Source organism: Pseudomonas laurylsulfativorans (assembly GCF_002906155.1).
Classification (GTDB): Bacteria; Pseudomonadota; Gammaproteobacteria; order Pseudomonadales; family Pseudomonadaceae; genus Aquipseudomonas; species Aquipseudomonas laurylsulfativorans.
The window spans coordinates 76,303-101,687 of the sequence record NZ_MUJK01000010.1 but is presented as its reverse complement, the minus strand read 5'-3'; the positions used below and the strand labels follow the sequence as shown (position 1 = coordinate 101,687).

Genomic DNA, 25,385 nt, shown 5'->3' with positions numbered 1-25,385 from the left:
GGGGCGGTAGCAAATGAGTGGCAATTTCCTCGCTCTGGCACAGCCGGGCGTGCAACAACTTTCGCCTTACGTTCCGGGCAAGCCCGTGGACGAACTGGCGCGTGAGCTGGATCTCGATCCAGCCAGCATCATCAAGCTGGCGAGCAACGAAAACCCGCTGGGTCCTGGTCCCAAGGCGCTGGCGGCCATTCGCGATGCGCTGGCCGAGCTGACCCGCTATCCGGACGGCAACGGCTTTGCGCTCAAGTCGCTGCTGGCCGAGCAGTGCCGTGTCGAGCTGAATCAAGTGACGCTGGGCAATGGTTCCAACGACATCCTGGAACTGGTCGCGCGTGCCTATCTGGCGCCAGGCCTGAATGCCGTGTTCAGTGAGCATGCATTCGCTGTCTACCCGATTGCCACTCAGGCCGTGGGTGCGCAGGCCAAGGTAGTGCCAGCCAAGGATTGGGGGCATGACCTGCCCGCCATGCTGGCAGCCATCGATGCCAATACCCGTGTGGTCTTCATCGCGAACCCGAACAACCCTACCGGTACCTGGTTCAATGCCGAGGCATTGGACGAATTCCTGCAGGATGTTCCGGAGCATGTGCTGGTCGTGCTGGATGAGGCCTACATCGAATATGCCGAAGGCAGCGACCTTCCGGATGGCCTGGACTTCCTGGCGGCTTATCCAAACCTGCTGGTGTCGCGTACCTTCTCCAAGGCTTATGGCCTGGCATCGTTGCGTGTCGGTTACGGTCTGTCGACTCCGGTGGTCGCAGACGTGCTGAACCGCGTACGCCAGCCATTCAACGTCAACAGCCTGGCCCTGGCCGCTGCCTGTGCGGCGTTGAAGGACGAAGAGTACCTGGCGCAAAGCCGGCAGTTGAACGAGTCCGGCATGCAGCAGCTGGAAGCCGGTTTCCGTGCGCTGGGACTGGGCTGGATTGCGTCCAAGGGCAATTTCATCTGCGTCGATCTCGGTCAGGTTGCAGCCCCGGTGTTCCAGGGCTTGCTGCGCGAAGGTGTGATCGTGCGTCCGGTGGCCAACTACGGCATGCCGAATCACCTGCGCGTCACCATCGGTCTGCCGGCGGAGAACAGCCGCTTCCTTGAGGCGCTGACCAAGGTTCTGGCTCGTGGTTGATGTCACTGCACTGCAATCTGCTGAACCTATGATCGGTCGCCTGGTGGTGGTCGGTCTCGGGTTGATCGGCGGTTCGTTTGCCAAGGGCTTGCGTGAAAGCGGCGTGTGCCGCGAAGTGGTCGGAGTCGATCTCGATCCACAATCGCGCAAGCTGGCGGTTGAGTTGGGTGTGGTGGATCGCTGTGAAGACGACTTGGTGGCTGCATGTCAGGGCGCTGACGTGATTCAGCTGGCCGTGCCGATTCTGGCCATGGAGAAAGTGCTCGCGCGTTTGGCGAGCATGGATCTGGGGCAAGCGATCCTGACCGATGTCGGCAGCGCCAAAGGCAATGTGGTACGTGCGGCAACCGAGGCGTTCGGCGGCATGCCGGCGCGATTTGTGCCGGGTCATCCGATTGCCGGTTCCGAGCAGAGTGGCGTGGAAGCCTCCAACGCCGAGCTGTTCCGTCGCCACAAAGTGATCCTCACGCCGCTGGATCAGACCGATCCGGCAGCTCTCGCGGTGGTCGACCGTTTGTGGCGCGAATTGGGCGCCGATGTGGAGCACATGCAGGTCGAGCGTCACGACGAAGTATTGGCGGCGACCAGTCATCTGCCGCACTTGCTGGCGTTCGGTTTGGTCGATTCTCTGGCCAAGCGCAATGAAAATCTTGAGATCTTCCGTTACGCTGCGGGCGGTTTCCGCGATTTCACAAGAATCGCCGGTAGCGACCCGGTCATGTGGCACGACATCTTCCTCGCCAACCGCGAAGCTGTCCTGCGCACACTCGATACATTTCGCAGCGATCTCGACGCCTTGCGCGACGCGGTCGATGCAGGGGATGGGCACCAATTGTTGGGCGTTTTCACTCGCGCCCGGGTTGCCCGCGAGCATTTCAGTAAAATCCTGGCCCGCAGGGCCTATGTGGACGCTATGAATTCCAACGATCTGATTTTCCTGGCTCAACCTGGTGGCCGCCTGTCCGGTCGGATTCGCGTACCGGGTGACAAATCGATTTCCCACCGTTCGATCATGCTCGGCTCCCTGGCTGAAGGCGTTACCGAAGTCGAAGGCTTCCTCGAGGGTGAAGATGCCCTGGCGACCTTGCAGGCTTTCCGTGACATGGGCGTCGTGATCGAAGGTCCGCACCACGGTCGCGTGACCATTCACGGCGTTGGCCTGCATGGCCTGAAGCCGGCGCCGGGCCCAATCTATCTGGGCAACTCCGGTACTTCGATGCGTCTGCTGTCCGGCCTTTTGGCGGCGCAGGACTTCGACAGCACCTTGACCGGCGACGCCTCGCTGTCCAAGCGTCCGATGAATCGCGTGGCCAATCCATTGCGTGAAATGGGTGCCGTGATCGAAACCGCCGCTGAAGGCCGTCCACCGATGACCATTCGTGGTGGTCACAAGCTCAAGGGGCTGACCTACACCATGCCGATGGCCAGTGCTCAGGTTAAGTCCTGCCTGCTGTTGGCCGGCCTGTATGCCGAAGGCAAGACCACGGTTACCGAGCCTGCTCCGACCCGCGACCATACCGAGCGCATGCTGCGCGGCTTCGGCTACCCGGTAGCGGTCAACGGCGCAACCGCATCGGTCGAGTCTGGCAGCAAGCTGACTGCAACCCACATTGAAGTCCCGGGTGATATTTCGTCTTCGGCGTTCTTCCTGGTGGCGGCTTCGATCGCCGAAGGTTCGGAGCTGGTGCTGGAGCACGTCGGCATCAACCCGACTCGTACCGGTGTGATCGATATCCTGCGCCTGATGGGTGCCGACATCACTCTGGAAAACCAGCGTGAAGTGGGTGGCGAGCCAGTGGCTGATCTGCGCGTACGGGCAGCTAAACTCAAAGGTATCGAGATTCCGCAAGAGCTGGTTCCGCTGGCCATTGACGAATTCCCGGTGCTGTTCGTGGCAGCTGCCTGCGCCGAAGGGCGCACCGTGCTGACCGGCGCCGAAGAGCTGCGGGTCAAGGAGTCGGATCGTATCCAGGTCATGGCTGACGGTCTGCTGGCGCTGGGCGTCAAGTGTGAGCCAACCCCGGATGGCATCATCATCGACGGCGGCCAGATCGGCGGCGGTGAAGTGCACGGTCATGGTGATCACCGTATCGCCATGGCGTTCAGCGTTGCTTCGCTGCGCGCCAGTGCGCCGATCCGCATTCATGATTGCGCCAACGTCGCGACGTCGTTCCCGAACTTCCTGGCGCTGTGCGCGCAGGTCGGCATTCGTGTGGCACAAGAGGCACAGTCGTGAACAACATTGCACCGGTCATCACCATCGATGGGCCAAGCGGTTCGGGCAAGGGCACGGTAGCCGGGATTCTGGCTAGGCGCCTGGGCTGGAACCTGCTCGATTCCGGTGCGTTGTACCGATTGCTGGCCTTCGCCGCGCATAACCACGGTGTCGACCTGACCAATGAAGAGCTGCTGAAGAAACTCGCCGCTCATCTGGATGTGCAGTTCATCGCGGCGACGGACGGTCAGTTGCAGCGCATCATCCTGGAAGGTGATGAAGTCAGCGATGTCATTCGCACCGAAAGCGTCGGTTCCGGCGCTTCCCAGGTGGCTGCATTGCCCGCTGTACGCGAGGCGCTACTGCAGCGCCAGCGAGCCTTTCAGGAAGCGCCGGGACTTGTGGCGGATGGTCGCGACATGGGCACGGTGGTTTTCCCTGACGCGCCGCTGAAGATTTTTCTGACCGCCAGCGCCGAGGAACGGGCACGCCGTCGATATTTGCAGTTGAAGGGCAAAGTCGAGGGTGTTAGTCTGTCGAGTCTGCTAGATGAGATACGTGCGCGCGATGAGCGTGACACCCAGCGAGCGGTAGCCCCGCTCAAACCGGCGGCTGACGCCATACAGCTGGATTCCACGGAATTATCCATCGAGCAGGTGCTCGAACGCATCATGAGCGAGATCGCCATTCGCGATATCGCCGGGTGACCAAGAAGGCCGCAGGGGACCAGTCATAGTCCTGCGGTGGCTTCTTTTAAATGAAACTAACCCACACCGTCTGGGGTGTGGAGATGGGCGTTTTCTTCGCCCTCATCAACAGGAATTAAAATGAGCGAAAGCTTTGCGGAACTCTTTGAAGAAAGCCTAAAAACCCTGAATCTTCAGGCAGGCTCCATCATCACCGGTGTTATCGTTGATATCGATTACCAAGCTCGCTGGGTAACCGTTCACGCTGGCCTGAAGTCTGAAGCACTCATCCCGCTTGAGCAGTTCTACAACGACGCTGGCGAACTGAACATCAACGTCGGTGACGAAGTTCACGTTGCTCTGGACTCGGTTGAAGACGGCTTTGGTGAAACCAAGCTGTCCCGTGAAAAAGCCAAGCGCGCTGAATGCTGGATTGTTCTGGAAGCAGCCTTCGCAGCCGAAGAAGTGGTCAAGGGCGTTATCAACGGTAAGGTTAAAGGCGGCTTCACTGTCGACGTTAACGGCATCCGTGCGTTCCTGCCAGGTTCTCTGGTTGACGTCCGTCCAGTGCGCGACACCACGCACCTGGAAGGCAAAGAGCTGGAATTCAAGGTCATCAAGCTGGACCAGAAGCGCAACAACGTTGTCGTTTCCCGTCGTAGCGTCCTGGAAGCCGAGAACTCCGCCGAGCGCGAAGCTCTGCTGGAATCCCTGCAGGAAGGCCAACAAGTCAAAGGTATCGTCAAGAACCTCACCGATTACGGCGCATTCGTCGATCTGGGTGGCGTCGATGGCCTGCTGCACATTACCGACATGGCTTGGAAGCGTATCAAGCATCCTTCCGAAATCGTCAACGTTGGCGACGAGATCGATGTCAAGGTTCTGAAGTACGATCGCGAGCGCAATCGTGTTTCCCTGGGCCTGAAGCAACTGGGTGAAGATCCATGGGTTGCTATCAAAGCCCGTTACCCAGAAAGCACTCGCGTTACCGCTCGTGTAACCAACCTGACCGACTACGGCTGCTTCGCTGAGCTGGAAGAAGGCGTTGAAGGTCTGGTACACGTTTCCGAAATGGACTGGACCAACAAGAACATCCACCCTTCGAAAGTCGTACAAGTCGGCGACGAAGTGGAAGTTATGGTTCTGGACATCGACGAAGAGCGTCGTCGTATCTCCCTGGGCATCAAGCAGTGCAAATCTAACCCATGGGAAGATTTCTCTGGCCAGTTCAACAAGGGCGATAAAATCTCCGGCACCATCAAGTCGATCACCGATTTCGGTATCTTCATTGGTCTGGACGGCGGCATCGACGGTCTGGTTCACCTGTCCGACATCTCCTGGAACGAAGTGGGCGAAGAAGCCGTTCGCCGCTTCAAGAAGGGCGACGAGCTGGACACCGTTATCCTGTCGGTTGACCCAGAGCGCGAGCGCATCTCCCTGGGTATCAAGCAACTGGAAAGCGATCCGTTCTCCGAATACGTTCAAGAGAACGACAAAGGCGCCATCGTTAAAGGCATCGTGAAGGAAGTTGACGCTAAAGGCGCCATCATCACTCTGGCCGACGATATCGAAGCGACTCTGAAAGCCTCCGAAATCAGCCGTGATCGCGTTGAAGACGCGCGCAACGTTCTGAAAGAAGGCGAAGAAGTAGAAGCCAAGATCATCAGCGTTGACCGCAAGAGCCGTGTAATTCAGCTCTCGATCAAGTCGAAAGACGTTGAAGACGAGAAAGAAGCAATTCAGAGCCTGCGCGACAAGCCAGTAGCTACTGATGCTCCTGTGGCCACCACTCTGGGTGACCTGCTGCGTGCACAAATGGAAAAACAGAACTAAGTTCTGATTTTCTGTAAAAAAGGGCGACTTCGGTCGCCCTTTTTTGTGCCTGGAATTTGGTGTGTGAGGCGCGCTCGGGTTTGCTTGCTCGGGTCGTGAACCAAAAACGCCGAAAAAATGTCTGATTGTTTAATCGGATCAAACGCTTATTTGCAGCTAGTCTTTAGACTGAGACAAATGATCGCCCGGTAGGCTTTCTGGCAAAAGGAAGTGAATGAACAAGCTCATTGTCGTAGTAGCAGTATTGGCACTAGCGGGTTGTACCACCAACGCCAAAACTCACGCCGTACGCGGGGTCAATGGCATAGAGGTCGATTGTTCGGGCCTCGGTTCGAAATGGGATAAGTGTTATAAGCGCGCGGCTAAGGAGTGTAGGGGGGCGAGCTACAAAGTTGTGGCGAGATCTGATGATGTCAAGGAAGAAGAGGAAAGCTACCTTTTTGGATTCAATCCGGCGGGTTTCCTGACGCGCACTATGTTGGTGGTTTGCCGATGAGATTGTGATCGCTCAGATGCCTGTCGCCTTCCAGGAATCAAGCATTCTGGTGTGGTGGAATAGATGGTAAAACTCGGGCTGTTCAAAATCGCGCCGGCGTGCTAAAACCTTGGAAGCGCTGACCTAGCTGCTTGAAAAAGAAGGGAAAAATATGACGAAGTCGGAGTTGATCGAACGAATTGTCACCCATCAAGGGCTGCTCTCATCCAAGGATGTTGAGCTGGCCATCAAGACCATGCTTGAGCAAATGTCCCAATGTCTGGCTACCGGGGATCGTATCGAGATCCGGGGGTTTGGCAGCTTCTCTCTGCATTACCGCGCTCCAAGGGTTGGGCGTAACCCGAAAACCGGCCAGTCTGTCAGTCTCGACGGCAAATTCGTCCCGCATTTCAAGCCGGGTAAAGAACTGCGTGACCGTGTAAATGAGGATGAGGAGGGTGTAGGTGGCGATGAGTTGGCTAGATAAGAGTCGCATCAAGCGAATCATGATCACTGGGCTTGTCTTGTTAATTTCAATTACATGCCTGCTCTTCGTGCTGGAAAACCAACAGCTTGTCGTCGTTTCCTTCTTCGGTTTTTCGTCACCCCAGCTACACATTTCGATGTTCGGAGTTGCTTCGTTTCTGGTGGGAATGATCTTTGGTGGGGGGATTGTGCTGGCTTATTTCTTGGGGAAGAGGCGCGGGCGATAGGCTGGGCATTGGTTTTCGCCTGGGGTTTTCAATGTACGCGTCCGAGGAAGTAGTTAAGTATTTTGTGTGAGTTGAGAAAGGAGTGTTGTCGTTTCCTCCTTATCTGCCTGGATCTACATTGATTATTCTCAAGTAGTCTAGCTTATGGGTTGGCATAACCGCTGAAGTGAAAAAGGCTAACAATATATGCGTGTTGATTCAAAAAAAGATAACGGGCTAGAAGATTTTGAGTTTCAAAGGTTCGTTCGTGCGATTTTTCGTCAAAAACTTATTGTTATCGGTTTTACTGTTTTAGGTGCTGCTCTCGCAGCGAGCTATGCTTTCCTTACTTCTCCCGTGTATGAGGCGAAGGTGTTTGTGATACCGCCGTCTCAGAGTGATATATCAAACTTCAACTACGGTCGAATGAAAGATTCAGAGTTGGTTCCTTACACAGTTAAGGATGTCTACGATATTTACACGCGATATTTGCAGGCGGAGTCACTCCGTCTAGACTTTTTTAGCAAGATTTATGTGCCGAGTTTGTCCTCGGAAGAGCAAAAAAAATCCAGGGATGCCCTGTATTCGCATTTTTCTGAGGTGCTGCGTGTGGTTCCGCCACTTAAGGAGGGCTCTGACAGGTATTCGGTTGTCGTACAGGCTACCAATCCTGGGAAGGCTAAAGAGTGGGTTACTGAATATGTTATCCAGGCTGGTCAATTGGCCAAGAATGAAATGATCAAGAACGTTTCAATTGAGTCTGAGGTCCGGGCTCGTAATTTGGAACAGCAAATAAGTTCCGCCAGGGAGAAAAGCACCAAGGCCAGAGAGGATTCGATTGTCAGATTGAGTGAGGCGCTGCGGATCGCTGAGTCAATCGGACTGGAGAAGCCGCCTGCGATCACGGTGAGTCAGTCAGTCATTGCGGGTGGGGAGGCTGGTCAGCTTACGTACATGCGTGGCTCGAAAGCGCTAAAGGCTGAAATTGAAAGTCTGCAGGCTCGTGAGTCCGATGACCCTTTTACGGATCGCTTGCGTGATCTTCAAGATCGATTCAATTTCTTCAAGGGCCTGAAAACAGAGCCGGCGTTGGTGTCCGTCTATCGGCAAGACGGGGTGGTGGAGTTGCCGGATAATCCAGTGAAACCTAACAAGGCCCTGGTCCTTGTATTGGGTGTTATTGCTGGCCTGATCACAGGCATTGCTTTCGTATTGTTTCGTGGGTTGTTTGTCGTGAAGCCGGAATAGCTGAATTTCGGTTCTTTGTTTGATGTGCATAAATAGTGTGTCGCCCAGGGAGGGGCGGTTTCTATCTTTTGGATGGGGGTTGTTTGGCTGTTTAGTCGGAATGGATCGTTTTCTTGTTGAAATATTGATCCCAGAGGTCTTGCTGGTGTCGGTTTCGACAAGATTTTTTTCAAGGGTGAACCCGTTTTTTCAGATTTCGCATGTTTTTTCATGTGCTGGCTTGAGTGATGGCTCGATATTGTGGTAAGTCGGTTGCGATCGAGAGTTGGCAATCGCGTTGCGGCGGCTTTGCCTTGCGGCTGTGGCTCTGAATGTGTGCAAGAGGGAGGGGAGGGCGCTCGAGCTGTTCCTTGGCTTTCTGAAAATTGTTATGGCTCCCTTAGGCGCTTTCGGTATAATTTCTAATTTACGCAGCCGTGATATTTGTTTCTAAAGCGCTAAATTAGGCGTGCATTTTACGATCGACTTAATATTGATGAATGGCAAGGGAAAACAATGCTTAAACTCGAAGATGTGAAGTTGGCCATAGTGGGTCTCGGTTATGTGGGCTTGCCGCTGGCGGTTGAGTTTGGCAAAAAAATGCAAGTCGTCGGATTTGATATCAGTAAGCGTCGAATCGAAGCGCTGAAAGCTGGCCATGACGCTACTCTAGAAGTGTCAGACTCCGAGTTGAGTTCTGCGTCGGGTTTAAGTTTCAGTTCTGCACTGGAAGAGTTGTCAGCCTGCAATATATATATTGTTACCGTTCCAACCCCGATTGATGAACATAAGAGACCGGACTTGTCTCCTTTGGTTAAAGCCAGTGAGTCGATTGGCCGTGTTTTGAAAAAGGGCGATATCGTTATTTATGAGTCGACGGTCTATCCTGGCGCTACCGAGGAAGACTGTGTTCCTGTGCTGGAAAAAGTATCTGGGCTGAAGTTTAATGTTGATTTTTATGCGGGTTATAGCCCTGAGCGGATAAATCCTGGCGATAAAGAGCATCGTGTTACCACCATCAAAAAAGTAACTGCCGGATCCACTCCAGAGGTCGCTGATCTGGTCGATGCTTTGTATAATACAATCATTGTTGCCGGAACTCATAAGGCCAAGAGTATTAAAGTTGCCGAAGCGGCAAAGGTTATTGAGAATACTCAGCGTGACTTGAATATTGCTCTGATCAATGAATTGGCACTTATTTTCAATAAAATGGGTATCGATACTCAGGCAGTTCTGGAAGCAGCGGGGACGAAGTGGAACTTCTTGCCTTTCCGTCCGGGTTTGGTTGGCGGTCACTGCATCGGTGTAGACCCCTATTACTTGACTCACAAAGCACAGTCCATCGGTTATCATCCTGAGATCATTTTAGCGGGTCGTCGCTTGAATGACAGTATGGGAGCCTATGTAGTATCTCAACTTGTCAAGGCAATGCTGAAACGCAAGATTCATGTTGATGGTGCTCGCGTCTTGATCATGGGATTGACGTTCAAAGAGAACTGCCCGGACCTGCGTAATACTAAGATCATCGATATTGTGAATGAACTCGCTGAGTTCAATATTGTTGTGGATGTTTATGATCCGTGGGTAGATGCGGCGGAAGCGATGCATGAATACTCAATCACTCCTATCGGCCAGCCACAGGTTAATTCTTACGACGGTATCATTCTGGCTGTCGCACACAATGAATTCTCTGCGATGGGGGCTGAGAAAATTCGGAGCCTGGGTAAGGCGGAACACGTTCTCTATGATCTCAAGTACCTACTTGATGCCTCTCAATCAGATCTGCGTCTCTGAACATCAGGGTCTGTAAAGACCCTGATTCGTTACTGCCAGAAAAACCAACTCGAGAATTACATGATCCGTTTCGAAGAAGTTAAAGCTGAAATTCAACAATCCCCAAAGGTTTGGTTGGTTACGGGGGTGGCCGGATTTATTGGCTCCAATTTATTGGAGACACTGTTGCAATTAGATCAGCGGGTTGTAGGTCTTGATAACTTTGCAACAGGGCATCAGCGTAATCTCGATGAAGTGCAATCGGTAGTGAGTCCTGAGCAATGGGCGCGCTTCGTACTGGTAAATGGTGATATCAGAAGCATTGACGATTGCAAGAGTGCAATGACGTTCCGTGGGGATATCAATACTCCGGTGGACTACGTTTTGCATCAGGCAGCATTAGGCTCTGTTCCTCGCTCCATCAATGATCCTATTACAACGAATAGCACCAATATCGACGGTTTTCTGAATATGTTGGTTGCGGCGAAGGATGCGAAAGTAAAAAGTTTTACTTATGCTGCTTCTAGTTCTACCTACGGCGATCACCCTGGACTTCCCAAGGTTGAAGGTGTGATTGGCAAGCCGCTGTCCCCTTATGCAGTCACCAAGTATGTAAACGAATTGTATGCTGAGGTTTTTTCCAGTACATATGGTTTCAATACCATAGGACTTCGCTATTTTAACGTCTTTGGCAAGCGCCAGGATCCTAATGGTGCCTATGCAGCCGTGATTCCTAAGTGGACGGCGGCCATGATCAATAACGAAGAGGTTTTCGTGAATGGTGATGGTGAAACCAGTCGGGACTTCTGTTTCGTAGAGAACGCAGTTCAAGCCAATATTCTGGCTGCCTGTGCCGATCCGGAAGCAAAAAATAATGTTTACAACGTCGCCGTTGGTGACAGGACTACATTGAATCAGGTTTTTGCCTGTATCAAGGATGCCTTGGCTCGCGTTGATGTCAAGTCTACTTCGGATATGGTTTATCGAGATTTTCGTGCTGGTGACGTAAGGCACTCGCAAGCGAATATTGATAAGGCAAAAAATCTGTTGGGCTACCAACCGCTTTTCAATGTTGGTGAGGGTATGCTGAAAGCGGCAGACTGGTATGTCTCGTTCTTTGCAAGAAGTTAAGACTAGTGATTAAAGAGATCTGCGCAATCACTGTCCTTGCAAACAAACTTTGCATGTTTTTGTTGTTGTTCAGTTTGGCGCGAATTTTAGGTGTCGAACTGTACGGGGTATTCTCATACCATTATGCGATTATAACAGGTATCGCGACGGTGGTAGGGGAGTGCCTGAGCGTGGCGTTGAGTCGTTACGCCGTCCTGAATGCCGAAAAAGTAAACTACAAGACTTCCTTGGGGCTCATGTCATGGGGTGGCATCATAGTAGGTGCCCTCTGTGTCATCGTGTTTTTGATTTTTCCGGCACCTGATTCTTCTTACGAAGTGAACTCTGGATACTTGCTGATCGGAGCATTTTTTCTAGGTTTTGCTTGTGTTTGCAATTTGACTATAACCGGGTTGATGTTTTCCCTTAATACCTCAGGGAAGTGGGCAGCGGCGTTGGCTGCCCATGGTCTGCTTGGATTGCTGCTGGTGGTTTCCATTGCGAAGATTGGAGGGGAAATAGAGGGAGTAATTCTAACGCTCGCAATTTGTACGCTAATCGCTCCTGCATTTGGTTTCTTTACAATAAATAAAAATAAGTTCAGTCATGAGGGCAAGGAGGGACGAGAAACCTCTTCTTTTCAACAAATGGTGGCTTTGCTTTCGCGCTCAGGGGCTCCGGCTATTGCCGGTAGTATGCTTCTCGGGGCACCTGTTCATATTGTTTGTCTAATGATATTTGCCAACTCGAGCTTGAACGTTTCTGAGGTTGGCTACTTTAACCTGTTTTTTCTTTTTTATATTCTGGTAACCGTACTGCCAAGTTCACTTACATCCTATGCGATTGTAAGGCTGGCAGGGCGCGGGAATAGTGCCAGCAAGTTGTACTTGATGCTCGGTCTATCAATTTCAGTTTGCTTGCCTGTGTTCCTGGTCTTAACGCAGGGCTACTGGTTGTGTTTGCTCGGTAGTAGCTTTTGCAGCAAAAATGATCTTCTGGCTTACGCAGTGGTGGCGGGTGGCATCGGACTTACGACTACAATTGTCACTCAAATATTGCATAGTAAAAACATGACCCGGGTTGTTTTTCTTGGTAGTTGTGTTTATGCGTTTGTTTATTTGTCGATGACGGTAGTGGCAGGAATGAAGGGCGATATGTTAGCGGTCGACCTTTTCAGGTCCTTTGTTTTGGCGTTGGCCACTCAAATTGTTGTGCTAACGGTCCTGGGTGGCCGTAAGCTGGTGCAGTGACAGGTGTATTGGGTATGAGCGTTGTTTATGCAGGGCTCATTTCTCAAAGTGATATTGGGGCCAGTATTGAGTCTGGTTTACGCTTCGGTTGCTTTGTTTTTGTTGGTCAGGGTTAATGGTTATATTACTGGTTTCGACGTGCTTGCTGGTTTTACTGACGCAATGTCTCCTGTGCCTGATATCAAAAAAATATCTCGTTGCGCTGTACGCCGTTTGCTATTCGGTACCTTTTTTTGGCCTTATCAGTTGTCTGTGGGGTGAAACCGTTACGCTTTGGCCCATTGGGGACTATGCTTTTTATCTGGATGATATTTTAGTATTCCGACTTTCGCTGGTCTGGTTCCTTGGTGTTGCTGGGGGATTCATTGGCTATTTATTGTCATTGCTGGTTCCAGCCAGAAGTTTGGACTCGCAGCGGGAAACTTTTTTCTCTGCGTTGGACTTCAAACTAGCGGGTGCGATCTTCCTTGGACTGTCCGTCTTCTTTATCAGCTTCAGGCTTGTGAACGCAAACGCACTGCTTGAGAGTTTCGCGGGTGTCGAGTCGGTGGTGGTTTTTTCCATCATTGCGATCCTTGCCTTGGCGTTTTCCTACCCATCCAGATGGATGTTCTTTGTGTCTGGCGCACTAGTAATTTCTTATTGTGTTGCCAACGCTATGACAGGAGATCGCGATTTTGTTGTCCTGGTTGTCGCTTCAGTTCTGGGACTGTTGTTTCGCTATAACCAATATATCAAGTTGAAGGCTCTATTGTTCGTTGCTGTATTCATGGCCCTTCTGCTCGTCAGTGGTGTTGTTGTTTCGATGAGCCGAATGGACGTGGACTTAACCTCAGATAATATTACGCAGTATTTATTGTTCAACTCCTGGAATGCAATAATTTTGCCGCTTGTCCAGCAGTTAACCAGTTTCTGGGATGGGGAGCACCTACGTTACGGTCAGACCTACCTCGACATGTTTCTTTCGTTGGCACCATCGCCTATCTATACGGCTTTGGGTATGGAGAAGCCCATTATGGTGGATAATCCTGCCCTCTGGTATTACATTACCGGGCTCGGCGGGATCCACGTTTCTGGTGTGGCTTTTGAGAATTTCGGATTGTTTGGTGTTTTCCTCAATGGATTCATCAGTGTCTGTTTCTTGCGATTGATCGACTCGCGCTGCCGCGAGGATGATTTTTTGCGAATTTTCTTGTACATGCTGTGTGCTGCGTCGGTTATGCACTGGGTTTGGTACGGCGAAATATACTTGCTGAACTCATTGGTTTTTTATGTGATGGCGCTAGGATTATTCTTCACGATGAAGCTCGTTCGGGTTTTGAAGTGAGCTTTAATATTTTCACTGGATTGAGAGAGTAGGTATGTGCGGAATTGCGGGAGTTGTCGGGTGGAAGCTGGATCAGCAAGGTGCCGTTGCCGTTGGCAAGATGGTGGATGCGCTGATACATCGTGGGCCCGACGATGGAGCAGTTTGGTCAGATGCCGATAGTGGAGTTTCGCTGGGGCACCGGCGGCTTTCGATCCTGGAACTGTCGGTACACGGAAGTCAGCCAATGGTTTCCGATGACGAGCGGTTCATCATTGTTTTCAATGGTGAAATATATAATTTTAACGAGTTGCGCGAGAAGCTGATTGCGTCAGGTTTGACGCGTGTTTGGCGCGGGCACTCTGATACAGAAGTGTTGCTGGCTGCGCTCTGTGCGTGGGGGGTGCAAAAAACCCTTGAAAATCTGGTGGGCATGTTTGCCTTTGCGGTCTGGGATAAAGTTTCCAAAACGATAACCCTGGCCAGAGACCGAATGGGTGAAAAACCACTCTATTACGGTATTGTGGGTGACCGTTTTGTCTTCTCCTCCGAATTGAAGGCGATCAAGGCAGCCTTTGGAAGCAATCTGCGAATTGATCGTCATGCGCTATCGAAGTTCGTCAGATATGGCTACGTTCCGGCTCCGGAGTCTATCTATGAAGGCATTAAAAAGTTGGAGCCAGCGCATTATTTGAAAGTTGACTCGCTTTCTAGTGCGCTTGATCCCGTTTCCTACTGGTCGTTGCCGCAAGCTGGAGAGTTAAAGTACGATCTGTCGCAGGCTAGCGATAAGGAAGTTGTAGACCTTGTCGGTCAAAAATTGTCTGCTGCGGTAAAGTCGCAAATGATCGCCGATGTCCCACTTGGTGCGTTTTTGTCGGGCGGTGTCGATTCAAGCTTGATCGTTTCGTTGATGCAATCGCAAAGCTCTACCAGTATCAACACTTACACGATCGGCTTTAATGAGCCTGAATTTGATGAGGCTCCTTACGCCAAAGCTATCGCTAAGCACTTGGGGACTAACCATACCGAGTTTTATCTGGGGGCGGACGATGCTGTTTCCATAATTCCGCATTTGCCGGAAATATACGACGAGCCTTTTGCCGACTCCTCTCAGATCCCTACAATCCTGGTCTCCAGGATGACAAAACAGCATGTATCCGTAGCTTTGTCCGGTGACGGTGGCGATGAGCTTTTTGCCGGGTATCCCCGCTATCAGATTACCGCAGGACTATGGGAGCGCATTAAAAAGCTGCCGCTGCCGGCACGCCAGATCATGGCCTATTCACTTCGCTCACTTTCGTCCAAAGGGTGGGACAACGTCTGTTCGATTTTGCCGGGCAGCCTTCGAACCAAGGTTAATGGTCGACGTATCTACAGAATGTCCGAGCTTTTGGGCTCTGAAAATCTGGAGCAGATGTATACCGGTTTGATGTCTCAGTGGCAGTCGACCGACAATGTGGTCCTGGGTATCGATGCTCAACATCAAGGTGTTGCGTCCTGGGAATCGGCAGTGGATTACGTCGAGGAAATGCGTCGCTGGGATGTCTCTCAGTATTTGCCTGATGATTTGCTGGTTAAAGTGGATCGAGGCGCGATGAGCGCCAGCCTGGAAACCCGCGCGCCATTGCTGGATCATAGAGTTGCAGAGCTCGCGTTTTCCTTGTCCTCAGACCAACTGATAAAAAATGGTGTGGGGAAATGGCCACTTCGCGAGCTTCTTAAGCGATATGTTCCTACTTCATTCTTTGACAGGCCGAAGGCGGGCTTCTCTATTCCATTGGCACAATGGCTGCGTGGGCCGCTGAAAGAATGGGCAGAGGAGCTGTTAACGGAGGAGCGGCTCAAGAGAGAGGGCTACTTCGATTGTCAGAAAATTCGCTCGGCATGGCTCCAGCATCAGAACGGAACATACGATCGTAGTCTTCATTTGTGGAATATTCTAATGTTCCAATCCTGGCTCGATAAAAATAGCCACTAATTTAGATTGAGCAAAAGGTTTTCCATGAAGATAGTTTTCAACGCGCTCTCTGCCCGTCTTGGTGGAGGTCAGACATATCTGATTAATCTGTTTCAGTTCGTACCTGACAACGCGGACCTTGAGATTCTGGTTTTCGCCCCGGCGTCACTCAAACTGCCGGATCATCCGCGGATCAAACGGGTCGAACCAGCCTGGCCCACAGAAAATCCGATTGTGAGAGCCGTGTGGGAACGGTGGGTGCTGCCCGGTATTTTGAAGGCTGAGAAGGCTGACGTCCTGTTTTGTCCCGGTGGCGTAGTGGGCACTTCTGTGCCCGCGGGTTGCAAAGTCGCGACAATGTTCAGGAACATGATTCCATTTGATTTGCGTGTACGCAAAAGCATACCGCTCGGGTTGCAGCGTCTGAGAAATTGGTTGTTGAATCGTATTATGCTCAAGAGCATGCGCGAAGCGGATTTGACGATATTCATTTCAAATTACGCACGCAGTGTCATTGAGTCTCTAACCAATATCAAGAATGCTGTTACGATTCCTCACGGAATTGGCTCGGTATTTCGGACTCACAGTGATTCTGCTGTTCCTCGGCCGGAGTTTTTGCCAGTTGGCGAATATGTTTTATATGTGTCGAGATTTGATGTTTACAAGCATCATTATGAAGTAGTTAGTGCTTACGCAGAGCTGCCAAATGAGCTTCGTGCCAGGTTTCCCCTAGTTCTTGTGGGCGAGACAAACCTGCCTGAAGCCGAGCGAGTCAAGACGCTGGTTTCTACACTAGGCCTCAAAGACCAAGTGCTGCTGTTGGGCGCTATTCCCTATCAGAGTCTACCTCCACTTTATCATCACGCCTATCTGAATCTCTTTGCCTCATCGTGCGAGAACTGCCCTAATATTCTTCTCGAGGCGCTTGCCTCTGGCAGGCCGATGGTATGCTCAAGCGTTATGCCGATGCCGGAATTTGGAGCGGAAGCAGCACTTTATTTTTCTCCGTTTGATTCAAAAGATATAAAAAATGTGCTGTCTGAGGCGTTAACAAGTCCAGCGCTTTTAGAGAAGCTTTCCGTTGCGGCGGCGACGCAGAGCGATAAGTTTGATTGGGAAAAAACCTCAAGAAAAACATGGTCAGAGTTGCTGGCATTGGCCGTGAGCCGCAAAAAGGGTGTTTGATAAATGAAGGTTCTTGTGGTGTCGCAATATTTTTGGCCAGAGTCTTTTATTATCAATGACTTGGTAAAAACTTTATCTGCCCAGGGCCACACCGTAAAGGTTCTTACCGGAAAGCCCAATTACCCGGATGGCGTAGTTTTTAACGGCTACAGTGCTTCCGGGCCTCAGGAAGAAAAGTTCGAGTCTTCTGTCAGTGTTTTCCGTGCACCGCTTAGACCTCGTGGCGCTTCAGGTGCAAAGAACCTCGTGTTGAACTATTTGTCATTTATCCTAAATGGCTTGAAGCACTACCCACGCGCAGTAAAAGGGGAGGCTTATGATGCGGTTTTTGTATTTGCGCCATCTCCAATTACATCGGTTATCCCGGCGATTTACTTGAAGTGGAAGCTCAAGAGTCATCTGGTTGTATGGGTACAGGATCTCTGGCCGGAAAGTTTGAGTGCGACCGGGTTCATCAAGAACAAAGCAATATTGCGCGTTGTGGGCTGGCTGGTGAAAGGTATTTACGCCTTCGTCGATACGCTTCTTGTTCAGTCGAGGGCGTTTCGAGAGCCGGTCGCCCGTTATGCCAACCCCGGCAAAGTTGTGTATTACCCCAACTCCTATCAGGACGTGCCGCCGAGTTTAGAAGAGACCCGGATACCGGCACCCTTGCTCGCGGAGCTCGACAATCATTTCTGTCTGGTTTTTGCCGGAAATCTGGGGACCGCACAGTCGGTCGAAACCCTGGTTGAGGTAGCTGACAAGCTTCGCCATTTGTCGCAACTCAGGATTGTGTTGGTCGGTAGTGGCAGTATGTTGAGCTGGATCGAAAGCCAGAAGAAATCCCGTAGTTTGGACAACCTCATTCTTGCCGGACGCTTCGCGGCTACTGAAATGCCGCATTTTTTCAGTCGTGCCGAGGGCTTGTTGGTGACGTTGAAGCAGGATGAGGCGTTCTCCTATACCATCCCTAGCAAAGTTCAGGCTTACCTGGCAGCGGGGAGGCCGATCATCGCCGCGCTGGACGGGGAGGGCGCGCGCGTAATTCAAGAAGCGGGAGCCGGTCTGACCACTGCGGCGCAAGACGCCGAAGGTATGGCCAACTGCATCGAGCAACTTTTCCGCATGACTTTGGACGAACGGGAGTCGTTGGGACAGGCAGGTCGGGCGTACTACCTCGAGCATTTCGAGATGGAGCGGCAAAGCCAGCGTTTGGTCGAAATCCTCAGTAGCAGGATCAATGAATTAAAAGGTAGCTCAAAATGAAAGTTCTTGTGTTAGGGGTCACCGGAATGCTGGGTAGCACAGTGTTCAGGCAATTCCATGGAAACCCGCACTTCGAGGTGTGGGGCACTTTGCGCAATCCGGGTGGCGCAAAATACTTTTCTGAGGACTTGCACAGTTCGTTGATCAGTAATGTCGACGTGCTTGACCAGGATTCACTGGTTTCGGTTCTGGCACGGGTCAAGCCAGATGTCGTCATCAACTGCGTCGGGCTGATCAAACAATTGGCTGACGCCAAGGATCCCCTTTCCGCACTGCCTATCAACGCCATGTTGCCGCATCGCATTGCCAAGTTGTGCGCGTTGTCCGGTTCTCGCCTGATTCATATCAGCACTGATTGCGTGTTTTCTGGCCGTAAAGGCATGTACGCCGAGGAGGATATCTCCGATGCAGAGGATCTCTACGGCAAGTCCAAGTACATCGGTGAGCTTCACACGGACCAGAATGCCGTTACGCTGCGGACCTCCATCATTGGTCACGAGCTGGGCAGCCAGTACTCGCTGGTGGACTGGTTCCTGTCCCAGGACGGGCCGGTCAAGGGTTATGAGAAGGCGATTTTTTCGGGGCTTCCTACCGTAGAGCTGGCACGTGTCATTCGCGATTACGTGATTCCGAATCCACAGCTCCACGGCCTGTATCATGTTTCGGTCGCTCCGATTGACAAGTTGTCTCTTCTGAAGCTGGTAGCGGAAGTTTACGAAAAAGAAATCGATATCATCGCGGACAGTCAAGTGTCTATAGATCGCTCGCTGGACTCCTCGAAGTTTCAGGCGGCAACCGGTTACGTTCCACCGTCGTGGTTGGAATTGGTTAAGTCGATGCGCGCGCTGCGTTGATCATTAAACTCAATTAGGTTTGGGAAGGTAGTTATGTTCGATAATAAAGTTTTGATGATCACGGGCGGTACGGGCTCGTTTGGCCATACGGTGTTGAAGCGTTTTCTGGATACCGATGTAAAAGAGATTCGCGTATTCAGCCGTGACGAGAAGAAGCAGGAAGATATGCGCATCGCTTTGTCGAACGACAAAGTGAAGTTCTACATCGGTGACGTGCGTGATCGCGATAGCCTTGATCAGGCGATGGTGGGGGTGGATTACATTTTCCACGCCGCAGCCCTGAAGCAGGTACCTTCCTGCGAGTTTTACCCAATGGAAGCCGTGCGTACCAACGTCATGGGTACCGAAAACGTTTTGAATGCGGCCATTGCTTCGGGCGTGCAACGCGTTGTTGTACTCAGTACCGACAAGGCTGTTTACCCGATCAATGCCATGGGTATTTCCAAGGCAATGGCAGAAAAACTGATGGTTGCCAAATCGCGGATGATTCCGGCGACAGGTCCGGTGATCTGCGCAACCCGCTACGGCAACGTCATGGCGTCGCGCGGTTCGGTGATCCCGTTGTTCATCAATCAGCTGCAGAAAGGCGAGCCGCTGACCGTCACCGACCCGAACATGACACGCTTCCTGATGTCGCTCGAGGATTCCGTTGACCTGGTTCTGCACGCGTTCGAACATGCCGAGCAAGGTGATATTTTCGTCCAGAAAGCACCGGCCTCGACAGTGGCGGACCTGGCCCAGGCGCTCAAGGAACTGTTTGTTCGCGACAATGCCGTCAAGGTCATTGGTACCCGTCACGGCGAAAAACTCTACGAGTCGCTGATCTCCCGTGAAGAAATGGCCAAAGCCGAAGACATGGGACGCTACTACCGTATTCCTTCGGACAATCGTGACCTTAACTACAAGAAGTTTTTTGTTGAGGGTGAGCAGGAGATCTCCGATCTCGACGACTACACCTCTCACAACACAGAGCGTCTCGATGTAGAAGGCGTGAAGAAAGTTCTGTTGAATCTGGAATACATTCAGGAGCAACTTGATGCTTAAGGTCATGACGCTGGTCGGTACGCGACCAGAACTTATCAAGATGAGCCGCGTCATTGCCGAGCTTGATAAGCAGGTTAATCATGTGTTGGTTCACTCGGGTCAGAACTACGACTTCGAATTGAATCAGGTTTTTTTTGATGATCTCGAAATTCGTAAGCCTGATTACTTCCTGGGTGCCGCTGGCGATACCGCCGCCAAGACCATCGCCGAAGTGATTTCAAAGGCGGATGAAGTGTTTGAGGCCGAAAAGCCTGATGCACTGCTCCTCTATGGCGATACCAATACCTGTCTGGCCGTCATTGCCGCCAAGCGCCGCAAGATCCCGGTATTCCACATGGAAGCCGGTAACCGCTGTTTTGATCAGCGCGTCCCTGAAGAACTGAATCGCAAGGTGCTCGATCACCTCAGCGATATCAATATGGTCCTGACCGAGCATGCCCGGCGTTACCTGATCGCTGAAGGGATTCGTCCTGAAACCATTATCAAGACCGGTTCGCACATGGAGGAGGTGCTCGACTATTACATGCCGAAAATCCTTACCTCCGACGTGCTGGCGCGAGAAGGCCTGGAGCAGGACAAGTTCTTCATCATCAGTGCTCACCGTGAGGAAAACGTAGATACGCCGGACAACCTGCGCGATTTGCTCAAAACGTTGCGAGCCCTGGCCGACAAGTACCAGTACCCGATCATCGTTTCCACGCATCCTCGTACCCGTAAGCGTCTGGAAGCGATCGGTGAGTCGCTGGACCACCCTCTGATTCGTTTCTCGAAGCCATTTGGTCTGCTCGACTACATCAAGTTGCAGATGTCGGCGTTCTGCGTGTTGTCCGATAGCGGCACCATCACTGAGGAAGCCTCTCTTCTGAATCTGCCTGCCATTACCATTCGTAATGCGCACGAGCGTCCGGAAGGGATGGATGAAGGCACTCTCATCATGAGTGGCCTGAAAGTGGAGGGCGTTCTGGATGCCGTACGTGTGGTTACCAGCCAGCATGATCGTAGCCAGCGCGTTATCCCGGTCGTCAGGGATTACCAGGCGGGTCCGGTTTCGAAGCAGGTAGTTCGGGTTGTGTTGAGTTACACCGACTACATCAATCGTACTGTCTGGTCGAAATCCTGAGCGTCGTCGAGGTTTGAAAAATGCGTGTTTTATTGACAGGTGCTACGGGGTTCGTTGGTCGCGCAGTACTGGGTCGTTTGGCGGCCTCTGACGATCTGGAACCGGTGGCAGCCATTCGTGGGCACGCCTTGCCTGACTGTCCGTCGCGCGTTACTACCATTCGAACCGCCGGGCTCAGTGCTGATACCGATTGGTCGCAGGCGCTGGATCAGGTGGAGGTTGTCATTCATGGCGCGGCTCGCGTTCACGTCATGAATGACACCGAGTCCGATCCGCTGGAGGCGTTTCGCAAGGTGAATGTCGAGGGCACGCTAAGCCTCGCTCGGCAGGCAGCCTCGTTGGGTGTTCGTCGCTTTGTGTTCATCAGTTCGATCAAGGTGAATGGCGAAGGTACGCCGCTCAATCAGCCTTACTTCGCCGACGCGACACCCGCGCCTGGCGATCCGTACGGCGTTTCGAAAATGGAGGCCGAACAAGGGCTGCGCGAAATTGCGAGCGTCTCGGGGATGGAAGTGGTGATCATCCGTCCGGTGCTGGTTTATGGCCCGGGTGTCAGAGCCAACTTTCTGAACATGATGCGTTGGCTGGACAAGGGAATCCCCTTGCCATTCGGCGCTATCCATAATCGGCGCAGCTTGGTCGCGCTCGAGAATCTTGCGGATTTGATCGTGACCTGCATTCGTCATCCGGCCGCCGCCAATCAGACCTTTCTCGTCAGCGATGGGGAGGATTTGTCCACCACACAATTGTTGACGCGGATGGCACAGGCATTGGGTAAGCCTGCACGCCTGTTGCCTGTGCCAAGCGTGCTGCTTGAACGAGGGGCGCAGCTTCTGGGCAAGCAGGCTTTGTCGCAACGACTGTGCGGTTCCTTGCAAGTCGATATCAGTAAAACTCGAGAATTGCTGGGCTGGACTCCGCCAGTCAGCGTCGATGAGGCGCTTGTGTCGGCTGCCAACTACTACAAGGAAAGGCAGCGCTAAGCTGGCTTATGACAATGCCAGTCCAATTGCAGAAGTGATTGTGGCTGTTTCAGGAAGTTGACCTTTGAACACAATATGGTTGTTGGCGTTGGTGGTGGGTGTTTCATTTTTGGGCACCGGTGCATTGCGTAAATACGCGTTGGCACGCAGCCTGATCGATGTTCCTAATGCACGTAGCTCACATTCCGTCCCGACCCCTCGGGGTGGTGGTGTGGCTATCGTCCTGAGCTTTCTGATTGCGCTGCCTGTCCTGGCCTGGACCGATGCCGTCGCCTGGCCGATGGCGCTGGCTCTGTTGGGGGCTGGCGGCTGGATCGCAATCATTGGTTTTCTTGACGATCACGGGCATATTGCCGCGCGTTGGCGCCTGCTTGCGCATTTCGGTGGCGCCCTCTGGGCATTGTTCTGGATTGGGGGGATGGCGCCGATCAACCTGTTCGGTCACGAGTTCAGTCTCGGCTGGTTCGGATATGTCATCGCAGCGTTTTATCTGGTCTGGATGCTTAACCTCTACAACTTCATGGATGGTATTGATGGCTTGGCCAGCCTCGAGGCGATTTGTGCCTGTGTCGGTGCTTGTCTGGTCTACTGGATTGCAGGCCACGTCAGCCTTGCCATCGCTCCGCTTGTATTGGCCGCGGCCGTTTTGGGTTTCCTTATCTGGAATTTCCCGCCGGCGAAGATTTTCATGGGCGACGCCGGCAGTGGTTTCCTGGGTATCGTGCTGGCGGTGATGTCGCTTTATGCAGCCTGGACCAATCCCCTGTTTCTCTGGGCCTGGCTCATTTTGTTGGGCGTCTTTATTGTTGATGCAACCTTTACCCTCATTCGTCGGCTATTGCGAGGGGATAAGGTTTATGAAGCCCATCGCAGCCATGGATACCAGTATGCTTCACGAAAGTTTGGCAGCCATCGGGTGGTCACGCTGGCAATAGCTGCGATCAATTTGTTGTGGTTAGTACCTGTGGCTATATTGGTCGTCATGCAATATCTCGATGGCGTGGCAGGGCTGGTCCTGGCCTACGTGCCACTCGTTTTGCTGGCTTTCAAGTTTCACGCAGGCGAGTTGGAAATTGCCGGCAAGGCGTGATGGACGCATTGGTTTTTGAGTATTGCTTTGTCGGTAAGTGAGTTACCGAGAGCTGTAGTTGCTGTATCAATGCTAGGAGCTTCGAGAGGTGCTTAGAGGGTTTATGGATAAGATTCGGGCAAAGTTGTTAAGTCTGCCAAGACGACATAAACGCATTCTGCAGGTCCTGACTGATATTTCGTTGGTCTGGTTTGCCCTGTGGATGGCGTTTGTCGTGCGTCTCGGGCTGGACGAGTTGGTCAACCCGTTCACTCAACACGTCTGGCTTTTTGTCAGTGCACCTGTCATCGCCATTCCTCTTTTCATCCGCTTTGGCATGTACCGTGCCGTCATGCGTTACTTTGGAAATGACGCGCTCATCGCCATTATCAAGGCGGTGACACTGTCGTCCTTGATACTTGGCGTTGTGGTGTACTGGTACAGCAATCATCAAAATGTGGTTCCGCGCTCGATCATTTTCAACTATTGGTGGTTGAGCCTGATCATGATCGGCGGGCTGCGCCTGGCCATGCGTCAGTACTTTATGGGTGACTGGTTCAGTGCTGCACAGCATGTCCCGTTCACGAGCCGGGATGACGGTCTGCCGAAAGTGGCTATTTACGGCGCGGGGGCGGCGGGTAATCAACTCGTTGCTGCCTTGCGGATGGGGCGCGTCATGCGGCCTGTGGCTTTTATCGATGACGATTGCGGAATAGCCGACCGGGTGATTTCCGGATTGCAGGTGTACAAGCCCAAGCACATCCAGCAGATGATCGATAACACGGGCGCTCAGGAAATACTCCTGGCCATTCCTTCGTCCAACCGTGGACGCCGTCGTGAGATTCTCGGGTTTCTTGAAGGTTTTCCGCTGCACGTTCGAAGCGTCCCGGGTTTTATGGACCTGGCCAGTGGCCGGGTCAAGGTCGATGATATCCAGGAAGTAGACATTGCCGACCTGCTCGGGCGTGACGCAGTCCCGGCCCAGGCTGATTTACTCGAACATTGCATCACGGGACAGTCGGTGTTGGTCACCGGAGCCGGGGGCTCCATTGGCTCCGAGCTTTGCCGGCAAATTCTGACGCTGCGCCCGACAACGCTTCTACTGTTTGAACACAGTGAGTTCAATCTTTACTCCATCTTGTCCGAACTGGAGCAGCGGGTCGCTCGAGAGTCGCTGTCTATCCGTCTTTTGCCGATTCTTGGGTCGGTTCGTAACCCGGACAAGTTGCTGGATGTCATGAAAACCTGGCGAGTAGACACGGTGTATCACGCCGCCGCCTACAAGCATGTCCCCATGGTCGAACACAACATTGCCGAAGGTGTGCTCAATAATGTGATAGGCACGCTTAATACGGCCCAGGCCGCACTTCAGGCCGGAGTGGCCAACTTCGTCTTGATTTCGACGGACAAGGCCGTGCGACCAACCAATGTCATGGGTAGCACCAAGCGCCTTGCCGAGTTGACGTTGCAAGCGCTGAGTCGTGAGTTGGCTCCGGTATTGTTCGGCGATACGAGCAATGTTTCGCGTGTGAACAAAACGCGTTTCACGATGGTGCGTTTTGGTAACGTCCTGGGGTCGTCGGGTTCGGTGATTCCTTTGTTTCACAAACAGATCAAGTCGGGTGGTCCACTGACCGTTACGCACCCGAAGATCACTCGATACTTCATGACCATCCCCGAAGCGGCGCAGCTGGTGATTCAAGCGGGCTCCATGGGGCAGGGTGGTGATGTTTTCGTCCTCGACATGGGCGAACCCGTGAGGATCGTCGAGCTGGCCGAGAAGATGATCCATTTGTCCGGCCTGAGCGTCCGATCGGAAAAGAACCTGCATGGCGATATCGCTATCGAGTTCACCGGGCTGCGCCCGGGTGAAAAGCTTTACGAAGAGCTGCTGATTGGTGACAACGTGGCGGCCACTCAGCACCCGATGATCATGACGGCCAACGAAGATCATCTGTCTTGGGATGTGCTGAAGGTCAAGCTGAGCGAGTTGCTTGCTGCGGTGGACCAGGACGACTATGCGCGCGTCCGTCAGTTGTTGCGCGACACGGTCAGCGGTTATACCCCCGACGGTGAGATAGTTGACTGGATCTACCAGCAGCGCCGCCTGGAACCCTGATTGTTTCATATCCGGTAACGTACACATTTTTGACAGTCCACTGCCATAGCCTAAGTTTGGAGAGCAGCTTCGGAAAAGCTGCTTTCTCAAACGACGGCATGGAGCTTCAC

At 52.5% G+C, this 25,385-nt stretch carries 20 protein-coding genes; all 20 read left to right on the top strand.

Annotation, left to right across the window (positions count from 1 at the left end; genetic code table 11):
• Positions 1-13 precede the first annotated feature (13 nt).
• The 20 genes from hisC (at position 14) to B0D71_RS24405 (ending at position 25,275) form a co-directional block, all read left to right on the top strand.
• A complete protein-coding gene (gene hisC / locus B0D71_RS24505; protein WP_103397007.1) occupies positions 14-1,126 on the top strand; it encodes a histidinol-phosphate transaminase in 1,113 nt (370 codons plus the stop codon).
• Between the two features lie 28 nt (positions 1,127-1,154).
• Complete coding sequence (locus B0D71_RS24500; RefSeq protein ID WP_240635735.1) at positions 1,155-3,362, top strand: bifunctional prephenate dehydrogenase/3-phosphoshikimate 1-carboxyvinyltransferase; 2,208 nt, start codon at positions 1,155-1,157, stop codon at positions 3,360-3,362.
• Positions 3,359-4,048, top strand: a complete 690-nt coding sequence (gene cmk / locus B0D71_RS24495) for a (d)CMP kinase (protein ID WP_103397005.1) — start codon at positions 3,359-3,361, stop codon at positions 4,046-4,048. Before B0D71_RS24500 ends, cmk begins: the two co-directional genes overlap by 4 nt.
• A 120-nt stretch (positions 4,049-4,168) precedes the next feature.
• Entirely contained in the window at positions 4,169-5,860 is a 1,692-nt protein-coding gene (rpsA, locus tag B0D71_RS24490) for a 30S ribosomal protein S1 (RefSeq protein WP_007973639.1), read from the top strand.
• 214 nt (positions 5,861-6,074) lie between these two features.
• Positions 6,075-6,356, top strand: coding sequence for a hypothetical protein (locus B0D71_RS24485; protein ID WP_103397004.1), 282 nt, complete (start codon positions 6,075-6,077; stop codon positions 6,354-6,356).
• A 151-nt stretch (positions 6,357-6,507) separates the two neighbouring features.
• Positions 6,508-6,822, top strand: a complete 315-nt coding sequence (gene ihfB / locus B0D71_RS24480) for an integration host factor subunit beta (protein WP_056727160.1) — start codon at positions 6,508-6,510, stop codon at positions 6,820-6,822.
• A gap of 412 nt (positions 6,823-7,234) precedes the next feature.
• Positions 7,235-8,275, top strand: a complete 1,041-nt coding sequence (locus B0D71_RS24470; RefSeq protein ID WP_103397002.1) for an LPS O-antigen chain length determinant protein WzzB — start codon at positions 7,235-7,237, stop codon at positions 8,273-8,275.
• A 495-nt stretch (positions 8,276-8,770) separates the two neighbouring features.
• A complete protein-coding gene (tviB, locus tag B0D71_RS24465; RefSeq protein ID WP_103397001.1) occupies positions 8,771-10,048 on the top strand; it encodes a Vi polysaccharide biosynthesis UDP-N-acetylglucosamine C-6 dehydrogenase TviB in 1,278 nt (425 codons plus the stop codon).
• A gap of 60 nt (positions 10,049-10,108) precedes the next feature.
• Positions 10,109-11,158, top strand: a complete 1,050-nt coding sequence (locus B0D71_RS24460; RefSeq protein ID WP_103397000.1) for an NAD-dependent epimerase/dehydratase family protein — start codon at positions 10,109-10,111, stop codon at positions 11,156-11,158.
• A gap of 5 nt (positions 11,159-11,163) precedes the next feature.
• Positions 11,164-12,387 carry an oligosaccharide flippase family protein gene (locus B0D71_RS24455; RefSeq protein WP_103396999.1) on the top strand — a complete coding sequence of 408 codons (1,224 nt, stop codon included), beginning with the start codon at positions 11,164-11,166 and terminating at the stop codon, positions 12,385-12,387.
• Positions 12,388-12,529: 142 nt separating this feature from the next.
• Positions 12,530-13,714, top strand: coding sequence for a hypothetical protein (locus B0D71_RS24450; RefSeq protein ID WP_133160954.1), 1,185 nt, complete (start codon positions 12,530-12,532; stop codon positions 13,712-13,714).
• A gap of 34 nt (positions 13,715-13,748) precedes the next feature.
• Positions 13,749-15,674: an asparagine synthase (glutamine-hydrolyzing) gene (asnB, locus tag B0D71_RS24445; RefSeq protein WP_103396997.1), complete on the top strand. Its 1,926-nt coding sequence runs from the start codon at positions 13,749-13,751 to the stop codon at positions 15,672-15,674.
• A gap of 24 nt (positions 15,675-15,698) precedes the next feature.
• Positions 15,699-16,838, top strand: a complete 1,140-nt coding sequence (locus B0D71_RS24440) for a glycosyltransferase family 4 protein (protein ID WP_103396996.1) — start codon at positions 15,699-15,701, stop codon at positions 16,836-16,838.
• Between the two features lie 3 nt (positions 16,839-16,841).
• Positions 16,842-18,086: a glycosyltransferase family 4 protein gene (locus B0D71_RS24435; protein ID WP_103396995.1), complete on the top strand. Its 1,245-nt coding sequence runs from the start codon at positions 16,842-16,844 to the stop codon at positions 18,084-18,086.
• Positions 18,083-18,940: a dTDP-4-dehydrorhamnose reductase family protein gene (locus B0D71_RS24430; protein WP_103396994.1), complete on the top strand. Its 858-nt coding sequence runs from the start codon at positions 18,083-18,085 to the stop codon at positions 18,938-18,940. Before B0D71_RS24435 ends, B0D71_RS24430 begins: the two co-directional genes overlap by 4 nt.
• A gap of 33 nt (positions 18,941-18,973) precedes the next feature.
• The gene (locus tag B0D71_RS24425; RefSeq protein WP_103396993.1) at positions 18,974-19,984 is read left to right on the top strand and encodes a polysaccharide biosynthesis protein; all 1,011 of its coding nucleotides are present in this window, start codon (positions 18,974-18,976) and stop codon (positions 19,982-19,984) included.
• Positions 19,977-21,104 carry a non-hydrolyzing UDP-N-acetylglucosamine 2-epimerase gene (gene wecB / locus B0D71_RS24420; RefSeq protein ID WP_103396992.1) on the top strand — a complete coding sequence of 376 codons (1,128 nt, stop codon included), beginning with the start codon at positions 19,977-19,979 and terminating at the stop codon, positions 21,102-21,104. The genes B0D71_RS24425 and wecB overlap by 8 nt, the downstream gene beginning before the upstream one ends.
• Positions 21,105-21,124: 20 nt before the next feature.
• Positions 21,125-22,087, top strand: a complete 963-nt coding sequence (locus tag B0D71_RS24415; RefSeq protein WP_103396991.1) for a UDP-glucose 4-epimerase family protein — start codon at positions 21,125-21,127, stop codon at positions 22,085-22,087.
• Positions 22,088-22,151: 64 nt separating this feature from the next.
• Positions 22,152-23,177: an MraY family glycosyltransferase gene (locus B0D71_RS24410; RefSeq protein WP_103396990.1), complete on the top strand. Its 1,026-nt coding sequence runs from the start codon at positions 22,152-22,154 to the stop codon at positions 23,175-23,177.
• 103 nt (positions 23,178-23,280) lie between these two features.
• Positions 23,281-25,275, top strand: a complete 1,995-nt coding sequence (locus B0D71_RS24405) for a polysaccharide biosynthesis protein (RefSeq protein ID WP_103396989.1) — start codon at positions 23,281-23,283, stop codon at positions 25,273-25,275.
• Positions 25,276-25,385: the final 110 nt, after the last annotated feature.

Bases quoted from the DNA above. Each gene is read 5' to 3' on its own strand.
- B0D71_RS24415 (WP_103396991.1), top strand. From the start codon at position 21,125: ATGCGTGTTTTATTGACAGGTGCTACGGGGTTCGTTGGTCGCGCAGTA.
- hisC (WP_103397007.1), top strand. From the start codon at position 14: ATGAGTGGCAATTTCCTCGCTCTGGCACAGCCGGGCGTGCAACAACTT.
- rpsA (WP_007973639.1), top strand. From the start codon at position 4,169: ATGAGCGAAAGCTTTGCGGAACTCTTTGAAGAAAGCCTAAAAACCCTG.
- B0D71_RS24435 (WP_103396995.1), top strand. From the start codon at position 16,842: ATGAAGGTTCTTGTGGTGTCGCAATATTTTTGGCCAGAGTCTTTTATT.
- B0D71_RS24440 (WP_103396996.1), top strand. From the start codon at position 15,699: ATGAAGATAGTTTTCAACGCGCTCTCTGCCCGTCTTGGTGGAGGTCAG.
- B0D71_RS24460 (WP_103397000.1), top strand. From the start codon at position 10,109: ATGATCCGTTTCGAAGAAGTTAAAGCTGAAATTCAACAATCCCCAAAG.
- B0D71_RS24430 (WP_103396994.1), top strand. From the start codon at position 18,083: ATGAAAGTTCTTGTGTTAGGGGTCACCGGAATGCTGGGTAGCACAGTG.
- asnB (WP_103396997.1), top strand. From the start codon at position 13,749: ATGTGCGGAATTGCGGGAGTTGTCGGGTGGAAGCTGGATCAGCAAGGT.
- B0D71_RS24425 (WP_103396993.1), top strand. From the start codon at position 18,974: ATGTTCGATAATAAAGTTTTGATGATCACGGGCGGTACGGGCTCGTTT.
- wecB (WP_103396992.1), top strand. From the start codon at position 19,977: ATGCTTAAGGTCATGACGCTGGTCGGTACGCGACCAGAACTTATCAAG.
- B0D71_RS24405 (WP_103396989.1), top strand. From the start codon at position 23,281: ATGGATAAGATTCGGGCAAAGTTGTTAAGTCTGCCAAGACGACATAAA.
- B0D71_RS24485 (WP_103397004.1), top strand. From the start codon at position 6,075: ATGAACAAGCTCATTGTCGTAGTAGCAGTATTGGCACTAGCGGGTTGT.
- B0D71_RS24500 (WP_240635735.1), top strand. From the start codon at position 1,155: ATGATCGGTCGCCTGGTGGTGGTCGGTCTCGGGTTGATCGGCGGTTCG.
- B0D71_RS24470 (WP_103397002.1), top strand. From the start codon at position 7,235: ATGCGTGTTGATTCAAAAAAAGATAACGGGCTAGAAGATTTTGAGTTT.
- ihfB (WP_056727160.1), top strand. From the start codon at position 6,508: ATGACGAAGTCGGAGTTGATCGAACGAATTGTCACCCATCAAGGGCTG.
- tviB (WP_103397001.1), top strand. From the start codon at position 8,771: ATGCTTAAACTCGAAGATGTGAAGTTGGCCATAGTGGGTCTCGGTTAT.